The following is a 16032-nucleotide window of genomic DNA, read 5'->3' as shown; positions in this document are numbered from 1 at the left end:
GAATCTGAGGCTGTTCAGACGAGCAATCCTCAAGCGAGTCAGAACAAAGAAAACGACGTGCGGTCGTGGTGAAATTGGTAGACACGCTATCTTGAGGGGGTAGTGGCGAAAGCTGTGCGAGTTCGAGTCTCGCCGACCGCACCAAGGATTTACGGGTAGCATCCTCGGGTTTGTTAAATCCGAATATGTTGGCCGGAGCGCCCTGGCCCATCGGTGGAATAAAAACCTCCGAGGCAGGGAGACAAGGCGGGCGCGGTCCGTGCGCGATCAGAGATCGCGAACGGCGCGCCCTTTGCTTTTGTTGGATCGAAAAATCATTGCCGCGAGCGGGCTGGAGCCCGCGGGCGGCGAAAACGAGCAGCGTCACCTTATGAACTTGGATCAGTACCTCCCCGTCATCCTCTTCATCCTGGTCGGCGCCGGTGTCGGCATTGCGCCCCAGGTCCTCGGCTTCCTGCTGGGCCCGAACAGGCCCGACAAAGCCAAGAACTCCCCGTACGAATGCGGCTTCGAAGCCTTCGAAGACGCGCGGATGAAGTTCGACGTCCGCTACTACCTGATCGCCATCCTCTTCATCCTGTTCGATCTGGAGATCGCCTTCCTGTTTCCGTGGGCTGTCGTGCTCAAGGAAATCGGTCAGGTCGGCTTCTGGTCGATGATGAGCTTCCTCACGATCCTCGTGCTGGGCTTCGTCTACATGTGGAAGAAGGGCGCCCTGGATTGGGAATGAGGAGGGGCTCACAGCCTCTTGTCAGCCGGCGCACGCTGCTGCCGGCTTGAACCGAAAGAAAGCTTGCAATGGGTATTGAAGGCGTCATGAAAGAAGGCTTTGTCACCACCTCGGTCGACAAGCTGATCAACTGGTCGAAGACCGGTTCCCTCTGGCCGATGACCTTCGGTCTTGCCTGCTGTGCCGTCGAGATGATGCACGCGGGCGCTGCGCGTTATGACATCGACCGCTTCGGCATGCTGTTCCGCCCGAGCCCGCGCCAGTCGGACCTGATGATCGTGGCCGGCACGCTGTGCAACAAGATGGCGCCGGCGCTGCGCAAGGTCTATGACCAGATGGCCGAGCCGCGCTGGGTGCTGTCGATGGGCTCGTGCGCCAACGGCGGCGGCTACTACCACTACAGCTACTCGGTCGTGCGCGGCTGCGACCGCATCGTTCCGGTCGACGTTTATGTGCCGGGCTGTCCGCCGACCGCCGAGGCGCTGCTGTACGGCATCCTGCAGCTGCAGGCCAAGATCCGCCGCGAAAACACCATCGCGCGCTGAGCGAGGACCCGACACAAGATGAGCACCTCCCTCGACACCCTGAAGGGCGCGATCGAAAGCGCCCTCGGCGAGCAGATTCAGAGCATCAAGAACGAGTTCGGCGAGATCACCGTCACCGTCAAGCCCGGCAGCTACTACGCCGCCGCCCAGACGCTGCGCGACCACGCCGACCTGCGCTTCGAGCAATTGATCGACCTCTGCGGCGTGGACTACTCCGACTACGGCATGGGCGGCTATGAAGGCCCGCGCTTCGCGGCCGTCTCGCACCTGCTGTCGGTCAGCAGGAACCAGCGCGTGCGCCTGAAGGTGTTCGCGCCGGACGACGAACTGCCGGTGGTCGCTTCGGTCAACGCGCTGTGGAACTCGGCCAACTGGTTCGAGCGCGAGGCCTTCGACCTGTACGGCATCATCTTCGACGGCCACGAAGACCTGCGCCGCATCCTGACGGACTACGGCTTCATCGGCCACCCGATGCGCAAGGACTTCCCGACCTCGGGCACCGTCGAGATGCGCTACGACGCCGATGCCAAGCGCGTGATCTACCAGCCGGTGACGATCGAGCCGCGCGAGATCACGCCGCGAGTGATTCGCGAAGACAACTACGGTGGCCTGTAAGTCATGGCAGAAATCAAGAACTACACGCTGAACTTCGGTCCCCAGCACCCGGCCGCCCACGGCGTGCTGCGTCTCGTGCTGGAACTCGACGGCGAAATCATCCAGCGCGCCGACCCGCACATCGGCCTGCTGCATCGCGCCACCGAGAAGCTGGCCGAGAGCAAGACCTTCATCCAGTCGCTGCCTTACATGGACCGTCTCGACTACGTGTCGATGATGGCCAACGAGCACGCCTACTGCCTGGCCATCGAGAAGATGCTGGGCGTGGACGTGCCGATGCGCGCGCAGTACATCCGCGTGATGTTCGCCGAGCTGACCCGCATCCTGAACCACCTGCTGTGGCTGGGCGCGCACGGTCTGGACTGCGGCGCGATGAACATCCTGATCTACTGCTTCCGCGAGCGTGAAGACATCTTCGACATGTACGAAGCGGTCTCCGGCGCCCGGATGCACGCGGCCTACTTCCGTCCGGGCGGCGTCTACCGCGACCTGCCGGACACGATGCCGCAGTACCAGGCCAGCAAGATCCGCAACGCCAAGGCGATCGCCAAGCTCAACGAGAACCGCAGCGGCTCGCTGCTGGACTTCATCGAAGACTTCTGCAAGCGCTTCCCGAAGAACGTCGACGACTACGAGACGCTGCTGACCGACAACCGTATCTGGAAGCAGCGCACGGTCGGCATCGGCGTCGTCTCGCCGGAGCGCGCGCTGAACCTGGGCTTCTCGGGCCCGATGCTGCGCGGCTCGGGCATCGCCTGGGACCTGCGCAAGAAGCAGCCCTACGACGTCTATGCCAACATGGACTTCGACATCCCGCTCGGCACCAACGGCGACACCTACGACCGCTACGTGGTCCGCGTCGAAGAGATGCGCCAGAGCTGCCGCATCGTCGAACAGTGCGTGAAGTGGCTGCGCGCCAATCCGGGTCCGGTCATCACCGACAACCACAAGGTCGCTCCCCCGCACCGCGTGGGCATGAAGACCAACATGGAAGAGCTGATCCACCACTTCAAGCTCTTCACCGAAGGTTTCCGAGTCCCGGCCGGCGAGGCCTATGCGGGCGTCGAGCACCCGAAGGGCGAGTTCGGCATCTACATCGTCAGCGACGGCGCCAACAAGCCGTATCGTCTGAAGATCCGCGCGCCGGGCTTCCCGCATCTGGCGGCGCTCGACGAGATGGCCAAGGGCCACATGATTGCCGACGCCGTGGCCGTGATCGGCACGATGGACATTGTTTTCGGTGAGATTGACCGATGAGCGAACAATACGTTTTGAGCGAGGCCACGGCCGCGCGCTTCGCCCGTGAAGTGGCGAAGTACCCGGCCGAGCAGAAGCAGTCGGCGGTGATGGCCTGCCTGGCCATCGTGCAGCATGAGCAGGGCTACGTCTCGCGTGCCAGCGAGGACGCCATCGCTGCCTACCTGGGCATGCCGGCCATCGCGGTGTACGAGGTCACGACCTTCTACAACATGTACAACCAGAAGCCGCTCGGCCAGTTCAAGCTGAACGTCTGCACGAACCTGCCCTGCCAGCTGCGCGACGGCCAGAAGGCGCTGGAGCACCTGTGCACGAAGCTCGGCGTGGAGATGGGCGGCACGACGGCCGACGGCGTCTTCACGGTGCAGCAGAGCGAGTGCCTGGGCGCCTGCGCCGACGCGCCGGTGATGCTGGTGAACGACCGCCAGATGTGCAGCTTCATGAGCCATCAGCGCCTCGACGAACTCGTCGATGTGCTGCGGGCCAATGCCAAGACCAACTGAGGACGGCATGCTCGATCTTTCCAAATTCCAAGCCAAGGGCGTCGAGACCTGCTTCCACGACCGCCACATCGGCGCGCAGATCTATGACGGCCTGAACGGTGACAACTGGAGCCTGAAGGACTACGTCGCACGTGGGGGCTATGCCGCCCTGCGCAAGATCCTGACGGGCGAGGGTACGGCCGACGGCACGCCGCTGACGTCCGACCAAGTGATCGCCGAGGTCAAGGCCTCGGGCCTGCGCGGCCGTGGCGGCGCCGGCTTCCCCACGGGTCTGAAGTGGAGCTTCATGCCCCGCCAGTTCCCCGGTGCGAAGTACCTCGTCTGCAACTCGGACGAAGGCGAGCCGGGTACCTGCAAGGACCGCGACATCCTGATGTACAACCCGCACATCGTCATCGAAGGCATGGCCATTGCCGCCTTCGCGATGGGCATCCAGGTGGGCTACAACTACATCCACGGCGAGATCTTCGAGGTCTACGAGCGCTTCGAAGCGGCCCTGGAAGAAGCCCGCGCCGCCGGCTTCCTCGGCGACAAGATCATGGGCAGCGGCTTCAGCTTCCAGCTGCATGCGCACCATGGCTTCGGCGCCTACATCTGCGGCGAGGAAACCGCGCTGCTGGAATCGCTGGAAGGCAAGAAGGGCCAGCCGCGCTTCAAGCCGCCGTTCCCGGCCAGCTTCGGCGTCTACGGCAAGCCCACGACGATCAACAACACCGAGACCTTCGCCGCGGTGCCCTGGATCATCCGCAACGGCGCGCAGCCCTACCTGGAGATCGGCAAGCCCAACAACGGCGGCACGAAGATCTTCTCGGTGTCGGGTGACGTCGAGCGTCCGGGCAACTACGAGATCCCGCTGGGCACGCCGTTCAGCAAGCTGCTGGAACTCGCCGGCGGCGTGAAGGGCGCGAGCGAAGGCCGCACGCTGAAGGCCGTGATCCCGGGTGGCTCGTCCGCCCCGGTGCTGACGGCCGAGACGATGATGAACTGCACGATGGACTATGACTCCATCGCCAAGGCCGGTTCGATGCTGGGCTCGGGTGCGGTGATCGTGATGAACGACTCGCGCTGCATGGTCGAGAGCCTGCTGCGCCTGGCCTACTTCTACGCCCACGAGAGCTGCGGTCAGTGCACGCCTTGCCGCGAAGGCACGGGCTGGATGCACCGCGTGATCGAGCGCATCTACCACGGCAAGGGCCGCGCCTCGGACCTGGACCTGCTGAACTCCGTGGCCGACAACATCCAGGGCCGCACGATCTGTGCGCTCGGCGACGCCGCCGCGATGCCGGTGCGCGCCATGATCAAGAACTTCAAGCCGGAGTTCGTCAAGATGATCGAGGAAGCCTCGGCCAACAGCAAAGCCGCGGCCTGATCGGAAAACAAAACATGGTTGAAATCGAACTCGACGGTCAGAAGGTAGAGGTCCTGGAGGGCAGCATGGTGATGCATGCGGCCGAAAAGGCCGGTGCCTACATTCCGCACTTCTGCTATCACAAGAAGCTCTCCATCGCCGCCAACTGCCGCATGTGCCTGGTGGACGTGGAGAAGGCGCCCAAGCCGATGCCGGCCTGCGCCACGCCGGTGACGCAGGGCATGATCGTCCGCACCAAGAGCGACAAGGCGGTCAAGGCCCAGCAGGGCGTCATGGAATTCCTGCTGATCAATCACCCGCTGGACTGCCCGATCTGCGACCAGGGTGGCGAATGCCAGCTGCAGGATCTGGCCGTCGGCTACGGCAGCGGCAAGAGCCGCTACTCCGAAGAGAAGCGCGTCGTCTTCCACAAGAACGTCGGCCCGCTGGTCTCGATGGAAGAGATGAGCCGCTGCATCCACTGCACCCGCTGCGTGCGCTTCGGCCAGGAGATCGCCGGCGTGATGGAGCTGGGCATGGCTCACCGCGGCGAGCACAGCGAGATCCAGACCTTCGTCGGCCGCTCGGTGGACTCCGAGCTGTCGGGCAACATGATCGACATCTGCCCGGTCGGCGCGCTCACCAGCAAGCCCTTCCGCTACAGCGCTCGCACCTGGGAGCTGTCGCGCCGCAAGAGCGTCAGCCCGCACGATTCCACCGGCGCCAACCTGATCGTCCAGGTCAAGGGCCAGCAGGTGATGCGCGTCGTTCCGCTGGAGAACGACGACGTCAACGAATGCTGGATCGCCGACCGCGACCGCTTCAGTTACGAATCGCTGAACAGCGACCAGCGTCTGACCGCGCCGATGATCAAGCAGGGCGGTGCCTGGAAGCAGGTCGACTGGACGACGGCTCTGGAATACGTCGCCAACGGCCTGAAGCTGGTCAAGAAGGAGCACGGCGCCCACGCCATCGGCGCGCTGGCCTCGGCCCACAGCACGACCGAAGAGCTGCACCTGCTGGCCCAGCTGGTGCGCGGCATCGGCAGCCAGAACCTCGACTACCGCCTGCGCCACGCCGATTTCGGCAATGTCGCGGCTGACGGTGCAAGTCACTGGCTGGGTACTTCGATCGCCTCGCTGTCGACGATCGAGCGCGCGCTGGTGGTCGGCTCGCAGCTGCGCAAGGACCACCCGCTGTTCGCCCAGCGCCTGCGCCAGGCCACTCGCCGCGGTGCACAGGTCACGGCCGTCGGCGCGAGCGAAGACGACTGGCTGATGCCCGTCGCCGCGCGCGTCACCGCCGCCCCGAGCGCCTGGGTGCAATCGCTGGCCGACGTGGCCGCCGCGATCGCCGCGACCAACAACGTCAGCGCTCCGGCGCAGGGCGAAGCGACCGAGGCTGCCAAGGCCATCGCCGCCTCGCTGCTGTCCGGCACCCGCAAGGCTGTGCTGCTGGGCAATGCCGCTGCGCAGCACCCGCAGGCCGCCAGCCTGCTGGCCATCGCCAACTGGATCGGCCAGCAGACCGGCGCCAGCGTCGGCTACCTGACCGAAGCCGCCAACACGGTCGGTGCGCAACTGACCGGCTTCCTGCCGAAGGCCGGTGGCCTGAACGCCGGCCAGATGCTGGACGGCGAGGGCAAGCTGAAGGCCGTGGTGCTGCTGAACACCGATCCGGTGCTCGACGCCGCCAACGCTGCTGCCGCCGCCAAGGCCTTGAACGCGGCCGAGATGGTCGTCGTGATGAGCCCCTTCAAGTCGGGCCTGGAATACGCGGACGTGATCCTGCCGACGGCACCGTTCACCGAAACCTCGGGCACCTTCGTCAATGCCGAGGGCCGCGCGCAGACCTTCGTCGGCGTCGTCAAGCCGCTGGCCGAGACCCGTCCGGGCTGGAAGATCCTGCGCGTGCTGGGCAACCTGCTGGAAGTCGCCGGCTTCGAGCAGGAAAGCTCGGAGCAGGTGAAGACCGAGGCCCTGGGCGTCGGCTCCGACTTCGCCGGCCGCCTGAGCAACACGACGACTGCTGCGATCCAGGGTGCTGCTGCCTCGACGGGCATCGAGCGCCTGGCCAGCCTGCCGATCTACGCCGCCGACGCGCTGGTCCGCAACAGCACCTCGCTGCAGCTGACGACCGACGCGAAGAACGCCGCCGTCGCCGGCATCCCGAGCGCACTGTGGGCCCAGCTGGGCCTGGCAGAGCAGGGTGCCCGCGTCCGCATCACGCAGGACGGTGCCGGTGCCGCCGAGCTGTTCGCGAAGCTGGAAGCCGGTCTGCCCGCCAACGTCGTGCGCGTGCCGGCCGGCCTCGTCGAGACCGCGGCGCTGGGTGCGATGTTCGGCACGCTGAACGTCAGCAAGGCCTGAGGAAGACAGAACAATGATCGACACCCTCTACAACGCCGGCGCCGCCCACCTGGGCGCTGTCTGGCCGGTGATCTGGAACCTGCTGAAGATCATCATCGTCGTCGCGCCGCTGATGGGCTGCGTCGCCTACCTGACGCTGTGGGAGCGCAAGGCCATCGGCTGGTCGCAGATCCGTCCGGGTCCGAACCGCGTGGGTCCGTTCGGCCTGCTGACGCCGATCGCCGACGCGGTGAAGCTGATCTTCAAGGAGATCATCGTCCCGGCCAAGGCGAACAAGGGCCTGTTCTTCCTCGGCCCGATCATGACGATCATGCCGGCGCTGGCCGCTTGGGTCGTCGTGCCCTTCGGCCCCGACGTCGCGCTGGCCAACATCAACGCCGGCCTGCTGTTCCTGATGGCGATCACCTCGCTCGAGGTCTACGGCGTGATCATCGCCGGCTGGGCCTCGAACTCGAAGTACGCCTTCCTCGGTGCGCTGCGTGCCTCGGCGCAGATGGTCAGCTACGAAATCGCCATGGGCTTCGCGCTGGTGATCGTGCTGATGGTCTCGGGCTCGCTGAACATGAGCGACATCGTGATGGGGCAGGGCAAGGGCTGGGGTGCGGCGCATGGCGCGTCCGTGTTCTCCTGGAACTGGCTGCCGTTGTTCCCGATCTTCATCGTGTACTTCATCTCGGGTCTCGCCGAGACGAACCGCCACCCGTTCGACGTGGTGGAAGGCGAATCGGAAATCGTCGCCGGCCACATGATCGAGTACTCGGGCATGGCCTTCGCGATGTTCTTCCTCGCCGAGTACGCCAACATGATCCTGGTCTCGATCCTGGCCGTAACCATGTTCCTCGGCGGCTGGCTGAGCCCCTTCGCCTTCCTGGACTTCATCCCTGGCTGGATCTGGCTGGCGATCAAGGTGTTCGTCGTCGTGACGACCTTCCTCTGGGTCCGTGCCACTTTCCCGCGCTTCCGCTACGACCAGATCATGCGTCTGGGCTGGAAGATCTTCATTCCGGTGACGCTGGTCTGGCTGGTCGTCGTCGGCCTGTGGATCCAGTCGCCGTTCAACATCTGGAACTGAAGAAGCCCCGACCATCATGTCTACGCTTTCCTCCATCAAGGACTTCGCCAAGAGCTTCATGCTCCTGGAGCTGTTCAAGGGCATGGCCCTGACCGGGCGGCACTTCCTGTCGCCCAACATCACCATCCAGTTCCCGGAAGAGAAGACGCCGCTGTCGCCGCGCTTCCGCGGCCTGCACGCGCTGCGCCGCTACGAGAACGGCGAAGAGCGCTGCATCGCCTGCAAGCTCTGCGAGGCCGTGTGCCCCGCGATGGCGATCACGATCGAGTCCGACGTGCGTGACGACGGTTCGCGCCGCACGACCCGCTACGACATCGACCTGACCAAGTGCATCTTCTGCGGCTTCTGCGAAGAGAGCTGCCCGGTCGACTCGATCGTCGAGACCTCGATCTTCGAATACCACGGCGAAAAGCGCGGCGACCTGTACTTCACGAAGGACATGCTGCTGGCCGTCGGCGACCGCTACGAACCCCAGATCGCAGCCCAAAAGGAGGCGGACGCAAAGTACCGCTGACCGATCGACCCGGCCCAGTGCCTCGCGGCCTGCCGGGTTCTTCAGTCATGCGCTGCTTGCTGAGTTCTTATGGAAATCACAACCGCTCTGTTCTACGTGTTCTCGGCCGTGCTGCTGGGCGCCTCGTTCCGTGTCATCACGGCGAAGTCCACCGTGCACTCGGCCCTGTTCCTGATCCTGGCCTTCTTCAACGCGTCCTGCATCTGGATGCTGCTGAAGGCCGAGTTCCTGGCCATCGCGCTGGTGCTGGTCTACATCGGCGCCGTGATGGTGCTGTTCCTGTTCGTCGTGATGATGCTGGACATCACCAGCGACCAGGCCACCAACGTCCGCGAGGGCTTCTGGAAGCACCTGCCGATCGCGCTGTTCATCGGCGCCTTCATCGCGCTGGAGATGGCGGTCGTGCTGATGGGCGGCTTCCGCCTGACCGACGCGCCGGAGCTGAGCCCGGCCGCGCAGCAGCTCGGCAACACCAAGCTGCTGGGCGTGGCGATCTACACCCAATACCTGTACCCGCTTGAAGTGGCGGCCGTGCTGCTGCTGGTGGGCGTGATCGCCGCGATCGCGCTGACCCTGCGGGCCCGCAAGGACTCGCGCAGCCAGGACGCTTCGCAGCAGGTCCGCGTCAAGAAGGCGGACCGCCTCAAGATCGTCAAGATGGCCGCGACCGTGGAAGTACCCGCCACGCCGGCTGCTGAAGACAACAAGGGAGCCGCATGATGGCAGCGAGCCTGACCCTCGGACATTTCCTGACGCTGGGCGCGATCCTGTTCGCGCTGTCGGTGATCGGCATCTTCCTGAACCGCAAGAACCTGATCGTGCTGCTGATGGCGATCGAGCTGATGCTGCTGGCGGTGAACCTGAACTTCGTGGCCTTCTCGCACTACCTCGGTGATGCGGCCGGCCAGGTCTTCGTGTTCTTCATCCTGACCGTGGCGGCCGCCGAGTCGGCGATCGGCCTGGCGATCCTCGTCGTGCTGTTCCGCAACCGCTCGACGATTGCCGTCGATGAGCTCGACGCCTTGAAGGGATAACAACAAGATGTCCGCAACCCTTTCCGCAAACATGCTGCTCGCGGTGCCGCTGGCGCCGCTGGTCGGCGCCGTGCTGGCCGGCTTCTTCGGCAAGAAGATCGGCCGCACCGGTGCGCACAGCGTCACCATCCTGGGCGTGCTGATCGCCTTCATCATCTCGGCGATGACCTTGAAGTCCGTGGCCGTCGACGGCGCGCGCTTCAACGAGACCATCTACGAATGGATGAAGGTCGGCGGCCTGAAGATGGAAGTCGGCTTCATGGTCGACGGCCTGACCGCGATGATGATGTGCGTCGTCACCTTCGTCTCGCTGATGGTGCACATCTACACCATCGGCTACATGGAGGAAGACCCCGGCTACCAGCGCTTCTTCAGCTACATCTCGCTGTTCACCTTCTCGATGCTGATGCTCGTGATGAGCAACAACATGCTGCAGCTGTTCTTCGGCTGGGAGGCGGTGGGCCTGGTGTCGTACCTGCTGATCGGCTTCTGGTACACGAAGCCGACGGCGATCTTCGCCAACATGAAGGCCTTCCTGGTCAACCGGGTCGGTGACTTCGGCTTCATCCTGGGCATCGGCCTGCTGGTGGCCTACGGCGGCTCGCTGAACTACACGGAAGTGTTCGCCAAGCGCGAGGCGCTGGCCCTGATCCAGTTCCCGATGCCGCTGTGGGGCTCGGACTGGATGATGCTGAGCGTGGCCTGCATCTGCCTGTTCATCGGCGCGATGGGCAAGTCGGCGCAGTTTCCGCTGCATGTCTGGCTGCCGGACTCGATGGAAGGCCCGACGCCGATCTCCGCGCTGATCCACGCCGCCACGATGGTGACGGCCGGCATCTTCATGGTGACGCGCATGTCGCCGCTGTTCGAGCTGTCCGACACCGCGCTGAACTTCGTGCTGGTGATCGGCGCGATCACGGCGCTGTTCATGGGCTTCCTGGGCATCATCCAGAACGACATCAAGCGCGTGGTCGCGTACTCGACGCTGTCGCAGCTCGGCTACATGACGGTGGCGCTGGGCGCCTCGGCCTACTCGGTCGCCGTGTTCCACCTGATGACGCACGCGTTCTTCAAGGCGCTGCTGTTCCTCGGCGCGGGTTCCGTGATCATCGGCATGCACCACGACCAGGACATCCGCAACATGGGCGGCCTGCGCAAGTACATGCCCATCACCTGGATCACCTCGCTGCTGGGTTCGCTGGCGCTGATCGGCACGCCGCTGTTCGCGGGCTTCTATTCGAAGGACTCGATCATCGAGGCGGTGCACGCCAGCCATCTGCCGGGTGCCTCGTTCGCCTACTTCGCCGTCATCGTCGGCGTGTTCGTGACGGCCTTCTACTCGTTCCGGATGTACTTCCTGGTCTTCCACGGCAAGGAGCACTTCCACCACAAGCCCTTCCCGGGCGAGCATGACGCGCACGACGAGCACGGCCACGACGACCACCACGCTCACACGCCGCACGAGTCCCCCTGGGTCGTGACCGCGCCGCTGATCCTGCTGGCGATCCCGTCGGTCGTGATCGGCTACCTTGCGATCCAGCCGATGCTGTACGGCGACTTCTTCAAGGACTCCATCTTCATCAACCTGGAAGCCCACCCGGCGATGGAAGAGTTGAAGAACGAGTTCCACGGTGCCGCCGCAATGGCGCTGCACGGGCTCACCAGCCTGCCGTTCTGGCTGGCGCTGGCCGGCGTGGTCTCGGCCTACGTCTGCTACATGGTGGCCCCGGTCATCCCGGCGACCTTCGCCCGCGTGCTGCGTCCGGTCATCGTGATCCTGGAGAACAAGTACTTCTTCGACTGGTTCAACGAGAACGTGCTGGCCCGCCTGGCCCGGGGCCTCGGCACCGGCCTGTGGAAGGGCGGCGACCAGGCAATCATCGACGGCCTCGTCATCAATGGCTCGGCCAAGACGGTGGGCGGCATCGCCGGCCTCGTGCGCCGCGTCCAGACCGGCCACCTGTACTGGTATGCGCTGGTGATGATCCTCGGCGTGATCGGCCTGATGACCTGGCAGCTGTGGCCCTATATGGAGCCCCAATTCCGCGCCCTCGTCGGTGCTTGATCGGGGCGGAGAAAAAGAATCATGGGAATTTTGAGCCTTGCCATCTTCCTGCCCATCGTCAGCGGCCTGTTGCTGCTGGCGGTCGGGCGTGACGAGAACGCGAATGCCGTGCGCTGGATGGCGCTGGTCGCCGCCGTCGCCAGCCTGCTCGCGACGCTGCCGCTGATCAGCGGCTTCGACAACGCCTCGGCGGCCATGCAGTTCGTCGAGAACCTGCCCTGGATCGAGCGCTTCAACGTCAGCTACCACCTCGGCGTCGACGGCATCTCGATGTGGTTCGTGCCGCTGACGGCCTTCATCACCGTCATCGTCGTGGTCGCCGCCTGGGAAGTCATCGACACCCGCGTCAACCAGTACATGGGCGCCTTCCTGGTGCTGTCCGGTCTGATGATCGGCGTGTTCTCGGCGCTCGACGGCCTGCTGTTCTACGTGTTCTTCGAGGCCACGCTGATCCCGATGTACATCATCATCGGTGTCTGGGGCGGCAAGAACCGGGTCTACGCGGCCTTCAAGTTCTTCCTCTACACGCTGGCCGGCTCGCTGCTGACGCTGATCGCGTTGCTGTACCTGTACTACAAGGCCGGCGGTTCCTTCGACATCGCCACCTGGCACCAGCTGCCGCTGACGCTGCACGAGCAGACCCTGCTGTTCTTCGCCTTCCTGGCCGCCTTCGCGGTGAAGGTGCCGATGTGGCCGGTACACACCTGGCTGCCCGACGCCCACGTGGAAGCGCCCACCGGCGGTTCCGTCGTGCTGGCCGCGATCATGCTGAAGCTGGGCTGCTACGGCTTCCTGCGGTTCTCGCTGCCGATCGCGCCCGACGCGGCTCACGCGTACGCCTGGCTGATCATCGCGATGTCGCTGATCGCCGTGGTCTACATCGGCCTCGTCGCGCTGGTGCAGAAGGACATGAAGAAGCTGGTGGCCTACTCGTCCATCGCTCACATGGGCTTCGTCACCCTGGGCTTCTTCATCTTCAACCCGCTGGGCGTCACCGGCGGCCTGGTGCAGATGATTGCCCACGGCTTCGTGTCGGGCGCGATGTTCCTCGGCATCGGCGTGCTGTACGACCGCGTCCACAGCCGCGAGATCGCGGCCTACGGCGGCGTCGTCAATACGATGCCCAAGTTCGCGGCCTTCGCGCTGTTCTTCGCGATGGCCAATTGCGGCCTGCCCGCCACGGCCGGCTTCGTCGGCGAGTGGATGGTGATCCTGGGCACGGTCAAGTACAGCTTCTGGCTCGGCGCCATCGCTGCGACGGCGCTGATCTTCGGCGCGGCCTACAGCCTGTGGATGTACAAGCGCGTGTACTTCGGCCCGGTGACCAACGACAACGTCAAGAAGCTCACCGACATCAACGCCCGCGAGTTCGGCATGATGGCCGTGCTGGCGATCGCCACGCTGTACATGGGCCTGTACCCGAAGCCTTTCACCGACGTGATGGAAGCTTCGGTCGACGGCCTGCTGAAGCACGTCGCCGTGTCGAAGATCCCGGGCGCCGCCGCGCCGGCCGCTGCCGCGGTCGTCGTCGAAGCTGCCGCGCCGGCAGCCTCGGACGCTGCTTCCGAACCCGCCGCCACGACTGAGGCCACCCAACAATGAATGCTATGAACTGGCTTGCGGTTTATCCCGAAGTGGTGCTGGTGGTGATGGCACTGCTGATCGCCATCGTCGACCTGTTCGTCACCGACCCGGCGCGCCGCCCGACCTACTGGCTGACGCAGCTGACGATCGCCGTCGTCGGCGTGATGCACCTGTGCTACTTCAACGAAGGCGCCACCGTCTACGCGATGCAGGGCATGGTCGTCGCCGACCCGATGGGTCACCTGCTGGCCTTCCTGGCCTGCGTGGCGACCCTCGTCACCCTGGTCTACTCGCGGCCCTACGCGGCCTCGCGCGAGATGCTCAAGGGCGAGCTGTTCACGCTGACCCTGTTCGCGCTGCTGGGCATCGCCGTGATGGTGTCGGCCAACAACTTCCTGGTCGTCTACCTGGGCCTGGAGCTGATGAGCCTGTCGCTGTACGCGCTGGTCGCGCTGCGCCGCGACCACGTGCTCTCGACCGAAGCGGCGATGAAGTACTTCGTGCTCGGCGCGCTGGCCAGCGGCTTCCTGCTGTACGGCCTGTCGATGATGTACGGCGCCACCGGTTCGCTCTCGATCCCGCAGGTGTTCAACGTGATCAGCGGTGGTGCGGGCTCGCTGCCCAACCACGCGGTGCTGATCTTCGGTGTCGTCTTCGTCGTCGCCGGCCTGGCCTTCAAGCTCGGCGCCGCACCGTTCCACATGTGGGTGCCGGACGTCTACCAGGGCGCCCCGACGGCCGCCACGCTGCTGATCGGCGCCGCGCCGAAGCTGGCCGCGTTCGCCATCACCATCCGCCTGCTGGTGGAAGGCATGATCGGCCTGGCGATCGAATGGCAGCAGATGCTGCTGGTGCTGGCGGTCTGCTCGCTGGTCATCGGCAACCTCGCGGCCATCGCGCAAAGCAACCTGAAGCGGATGCTGGCGTACTCGACGATCGCGCAGATGGGCTTCGTGCTGCTGGGCCTGGCTTCGGGCGTGGCCAACGGCAACACGCTGTCGGCCGCCAATGCCTACAGCTCGGCGATGTTCAACATCGTCACCTACGTGATGACCACGCTGGGCACCTTCGGCATGATCATGCTGCTGGCCCGCGCCGGCCATGAGTCGGAAGAGATCAAGGACCTGGCCGGCCTTGCCAAGCGCAGCCCCTGGTATGCGCTGGTGATGATGGTGTTCATGTTCTCGCTGGCCGGCATCCCGCTGACCGCAGGCTTCAACGGCAAGCTGGCCGTGCTGCAGGCGATGGTGACGACCGACTCGCCGCTGTACATCGGGCTGGCCGTGTTCGCGGTGATCGCCTCGCTGGTCGGCGCCTTCTACTACCTGCGCGTCATCAAGGTCATGTTCTTCGACGAAGCGACCGACACCACGCCGCTGGCGGCTCCGGCCGATGCCCGCTTCGTGATGACCTTGAACGGCCTGGCCGTGCTGGTCTTCGGCGTGATGCCGGGCGGCCTGATGCACATGTGCGCCACGGCCGTCGTCAAGGCCCTGGCCACCTGATGGATCAGGGCTCGGCCACCTGGCTGGTGCTCCTGGCCGCCGTGGTGGCGGCCAACGCGCCTTACTTCAGCAAACGGGTGCTGCTGGTCGGCCCGCGGCCGGCGCACAAGTCGCCCTGGTGGCGCATCCTCGAACTGGCACTGCTGGCCGTGGCCGTGCTGATGCTCGGCTTCGGGTTGGAGTCGAGCATCGGCCAGCGTCAGCCGCAGGGCTGGGAGTTCTACGCCGCCAGCATCTGCCTGTTCCTGGTCCTCGGCTTCCCCGGCTTCGTCTGGGCCTATCTCAGGCGGCACCGTGGCGACTGACGGCGACAAACACCTGCGCGAAGAGAAGATCGAATCGAAGCAGGTCTACCAGGGCCACTTCCTCGACGTACGGCGCGACACCGTGCGCCTGCCGGACGGCGCCGAATCGGCGCGCGAATACATCGTCCACCCGGGTGCGGTGATGATCGTGCCGATCCTCGACAAGGGCCAGTTGCTGCTGGAGCGTCAGTACCGCTACCCGATGGGCCGCGTGATGCTGGAGTTCCCGGCCGGCAAGATCGACCCGGGCGAGGACATCCTGGCCTGCGCCAAGCGCGAACTGCTGGAAGAGACCGGCTACACCGCCCGCGAGTGGGCCCATGCCGGCGTGCTGCACAACGCGATTGCCTACTCGGACGAGCGCATCGAAATCTTCTTCGCCCGCGGCCTGGTCGCCGGCGCGCAGAAGCTGGACGAGGGCGAGTTCCTGGAGCTCGTCACGCACAGCGCGACCGAGCTCGACGCGATGGCCGCCGAGGGTGAGCTGACCGACGCAAAGACCCTGATCGCGCTGTTGTGGCTCACGCGCTGGCAGGATGGCGAATGGGCGCTCGAGTGGCGCAAGTCCTGACCCTTTCGTTCCATC

General features: G+C 65.0%; 15 protein-coding genes, 1 tRNA gene and 1 pseudogene. All 17 read left to right on the top strand.

The window, feature by feature from the left end; all coding sequences use genetic code 11:
* The first annotated feature begins 59 nt into the window (after nt 1-59).
* The 17 genes and pseudogenes from SNE35_RS23590 (at nt 60) to SNE35_RS23510 (ending at nt 16017) form a co-directional block, all read left to right on the top strand.
* A tRNA-Leu gene (locus SNE35_RS23590) sits at nt 60-144 on the top strand.
* Nucleotides 145-370: 226 nt separating this feature from the next.
* Nucleotides 371-730 carry an NADH-quinone oxidoreductase subunit A gene (locus tag SNE35_RS23585; protein WP_320425747.1) on the top strand — a complete coding sequence of 120 codons (360 nt, stop codon included), beginning with the start codon at nt 371-373 and terminating at the stop codon, nt 728-730.
* 68 nt (nt 731-798) lie between these two features.
* Nucleotides 799-1275 carry a NuoB/complex I 20 kDa subunit family protein gene (locus tag SNE35_RS23580; RefSeq protein ID WP_077035036.1) on the top strand — a complete coding sequence of 159 codons (477 nt, stop codon included), beginning with the start codon at nt 799-801 and terminating at the stop codon, nt 1273-1275.
* 18 nt (nt 1276-1293) lie between these two features.
* Complete coding sequence (locus SNE35_RS23575) at nt 1294-1890, top strand: NADH-quinone oxidoreductase subunit C (RefSeq protein ID WP_320425474.1); 597 nt, start codon at nt 1294-1296, stop codon at nt 1888-1890.
* Between the two features lie 3 nt (nt 1891-1893).
* Nucleotides 1894-3147, top strand: a complete 1254-nt coding sequence (locus SNE35_RS23570) for an NADH-quinone oxidoreductase subunit D (RefSeq protein WP_320425473.1) — start codon at nt 1894-1896, stop codon at nt 3145-3147.
* Nucleotides 3144-3650: an NADH-quinone oxidoreductase subunit NuoE family protein gene (locus SNE35_RS23565; protein ID WP_320425472.1), complete on the top strand. Its 507-nt coding sequence runs from the start codon at nt 3144-3146 to the stop codon at nt 3648-3650. The genes SNE35_RS23570 and SNE35_RS23565 overlap by 4 nt, the downstream gene beginning before the upstream one ends.
* A 7-nt stretch (nt 3651-3657) precedes the next feature.
* The gene (nuoF, locus tag SNE35_RS23560; RefSeq protein WP_320425471.1) at nt 3658-5019 is read left to right on the top strand and encodes an NADH-quinone oxidoreductase subunit NuoF; all 1362 of its coding nucleotides are present in this window, start codon (nt 3658-3660) and stop codon (nt 5017-5019) included.
* Between the two features lie 14 nt (nt 5020-5033).
* Entirely contained in the window at nt 5034-7367 is a 2334-nt protein-coding gene (nuoG, locus tag SNE35_RS23555) for an NADH-quinone oxidoreductase subunit NuoG (RefSeq protein WP_320425470.1), read from the top strand.
* 13 nt (nt 7368-7380) lie between these two features.
* The gene (nuoH, locus tag SNE35_RS23550; RefSeq protein WP_320425469.1) at nt 7381-8439 is read left to right on the top strand and encodes an NADH-quinone oxidoreductase subunit NuoH; all 1059 of its coding nucleotides are present in this window, start codon (nt 7381-7383) and stop codon (nt 8437-8439) included.
* 16 nt (nt 8440-8455) lie between these two features.
* Nucleotides 8456-8953: an NADH-quinone oxidoreductase subunit NuoI gene (nuoI, locus tag SNE35_RS23545; RefSeq protein ID WP_320425468.1), complete on the top strand. Its 498-nt coding sequence runs from the start codon at nt 8456-8458 to the stop codon at nt 8951-8953.
* 69 nt (nt 8954-9022) lie between these two features.
* Nucleotides 9023-9673: an NADH-quinone oxidoreductase subunit J gene (locus SNE35_RS23540; RefSeq protein ID WP_320425467.1), complete on the top strand. Its 651-nt coding sequence runs from the start codon at nt 9023-9025 to the stop codon at nt 9671-9673.
* Nucleotides 9673-9987, top strand: coding sequence for an NADH-quinone oxidoreductase subunit NuoK (gene nuoK, locus SNE35_RS23535; protein WP_320425746.1), 315 nt, complete (start codon nt 9673-9675; stop codon nt 9985-9987). The genes SNE35_RS23540 and nuoK overlap by 1 nt, the downstream gene beginning before the upstream one ends.
* Nucleotides 9988-9994: 7 nt before the next feature.
* On the top strand, nt 9995-12052 hold the full coding sequence (gene nuoL, locus SNE35_RS23530) for an NADH-quinone oxidoreductase subunit L (protein ID WP_320425466.1): 2058 nt from the start codon (nt 9995-9997) through the stop codon (nt 12050-12052).
* Between the two features lie 21 nt (nt 12053-12073).
* Nucleotides 12074-13543 (top strand): annotated as a pseudogene (locus SNE35_RS23525) (NADH-quinone oxidoreductase subunit M); the annotation flags it as partial.
* A gap of 107 nt (nt 13544-13650) precedes the next feature.
* Nucleotides 13651-15141 carry an NADH-quinone oxidoreductase subunit NuoN gene (gene nuoN / locus SNE35_RS23520; RefSeq protein ID WP_320425465.1) on the top strand — a complete coding sequence of 497 codons (1491 nt, stop codon included), beginning with the start codon at nt 13651-13653 and terminating at the stop codon, nt 15139-15141.
* Nucleotides 15141-15446 (top strand): DUF2818 family protein, encoded by a 306-nt coding sequence (locus SNE35_RS23515; RefSeq protein ID WP_320425464.1) that lies wholly within the window; start codon nt 15141-15143, stop codon nt 15444-15446. Before nuoN ends, SNE35_RS23515 begins: the two co-directional genes overlap by 1 nt.
* Nucleotides 15436-16017 carry an NUDIX hydrolase gene (locus tag SNE35_RS23510; protein ID WP_320425463.1) on the top strand — a complete coding sequence of 194 codons (582 nt, stop codon included), beginning with the start codon at nt 15436-15438 and terminating at the stop codon, nt 16015-16017. The genes SNE35_RS23515 and SNE35_RS23510 overlap by 11 nt, the downstream gene beginning before the upstream one ends.
* Nucleotides 16018-16032 lie beyond the last annotated feature (15 nt).

The sequence above is a fragment of the Roseateles agri genome, from assembly GCF_034043675.1.
GTDB lineage: Bacteria > Pseudomonadota > Gammaproteobacteria > Burkholderiales > Burkholderiaceae_C > KK5.
This window is presented reverse-complemented; position numbering and strand designations above follow the sequence as displayed.

Coding starts and splice junctions, on each gene's coding strand:
- SNE35_RS23565 (WP_320425472.1), top strand. CDS start 3,144: ATGAGCGAACAATACGTTTTGAGCGAGGCCACGGCCGCGCGCTTCGCC.
- nuoG (WP_320425470.1), top strand. CDS start 5,034: ATGGTTGAAATCGAACTCGACGGTCAGAAGGTAGAGGTCCTGGAGGGC.
- SNE35_RS23575 (WP_320425474.1), top strand. CDS start 1,294: ATGAGCACCTCCCTCGACACCCTGAAGGGCGCGATCGAAAGCGCCCTC.
- SNE35_RS23585 (WP_320425747.1), top strand. CDS start 371: ATGAACTTGGATCAGTACCTCCCCGTCATCCTCTTCATCCTGGTCGGC.
- nuoK (WP_320425746.1), top strand. CDS start 9,673: ATGGCAGCGAGCCTGACCCTCGGACATTTCCTGACGCTGGGCGCGATC.
- nuoH (WP_320425469.1), top strand. CDS start 7,381: ATGATCGACACCCTCTACAACGCCGGCGCCGCCCACCTGGGCGCTGTC.
- nuoF (WP_320425471.1), top strand. CDS start 3,658: ATGCTCGATCTTTCCAAATTCCAAGCCAAGGGCGTCGAGACCTGCTTC.
- SNE35_RS23570 (WP_320425473.1), top strand. CDS start 1,894: ATGGCAGAAATCAAGAACTACACGCTGAACTTCGGTCCCCAGCACCCG.
- nuoN (WP_320425465.1), top strand. CDS start 13,651: ATGAATGCTATGAACTGGCTTGCGGTTTATCCCGAAGTGGTGCTGGTG.
- SNE35_RS23580 (WP_077035036.1), top strand. CDS start 799: ATGGGTATTGAAGGCGTCATGAAAGAAGGCTTTGTCACCACCTCGGTC.
- nuoL (WP_320425466.1), top strand. CDS start 9,995: ATGTCCGCAACCCTTTCCGCAAACATGCTGCTCGCGGTGCCGCTGGCG.
- SNE35_RS23540 (WP_320425467.1), top strand. CDS start 9,023: ATGGAAATCACAACCGCTCTGTTCTACGTGTTCTCGGCCGTGCTGCTG.
- nuoI (WP_320425468.1), top strand. CDS start 8,456: ATGTCTACGCTTTCCTCCATCAAGGACTTCGCCAAGAGCTTCATGCTC.
- SNE35_RS23515 (WP_320425464.1), top strand. CDS start 15,141: ATGGATCAGGGCTCGGCCACCTGGCTGGTGCTCCTGGCCGCCGTGGTG.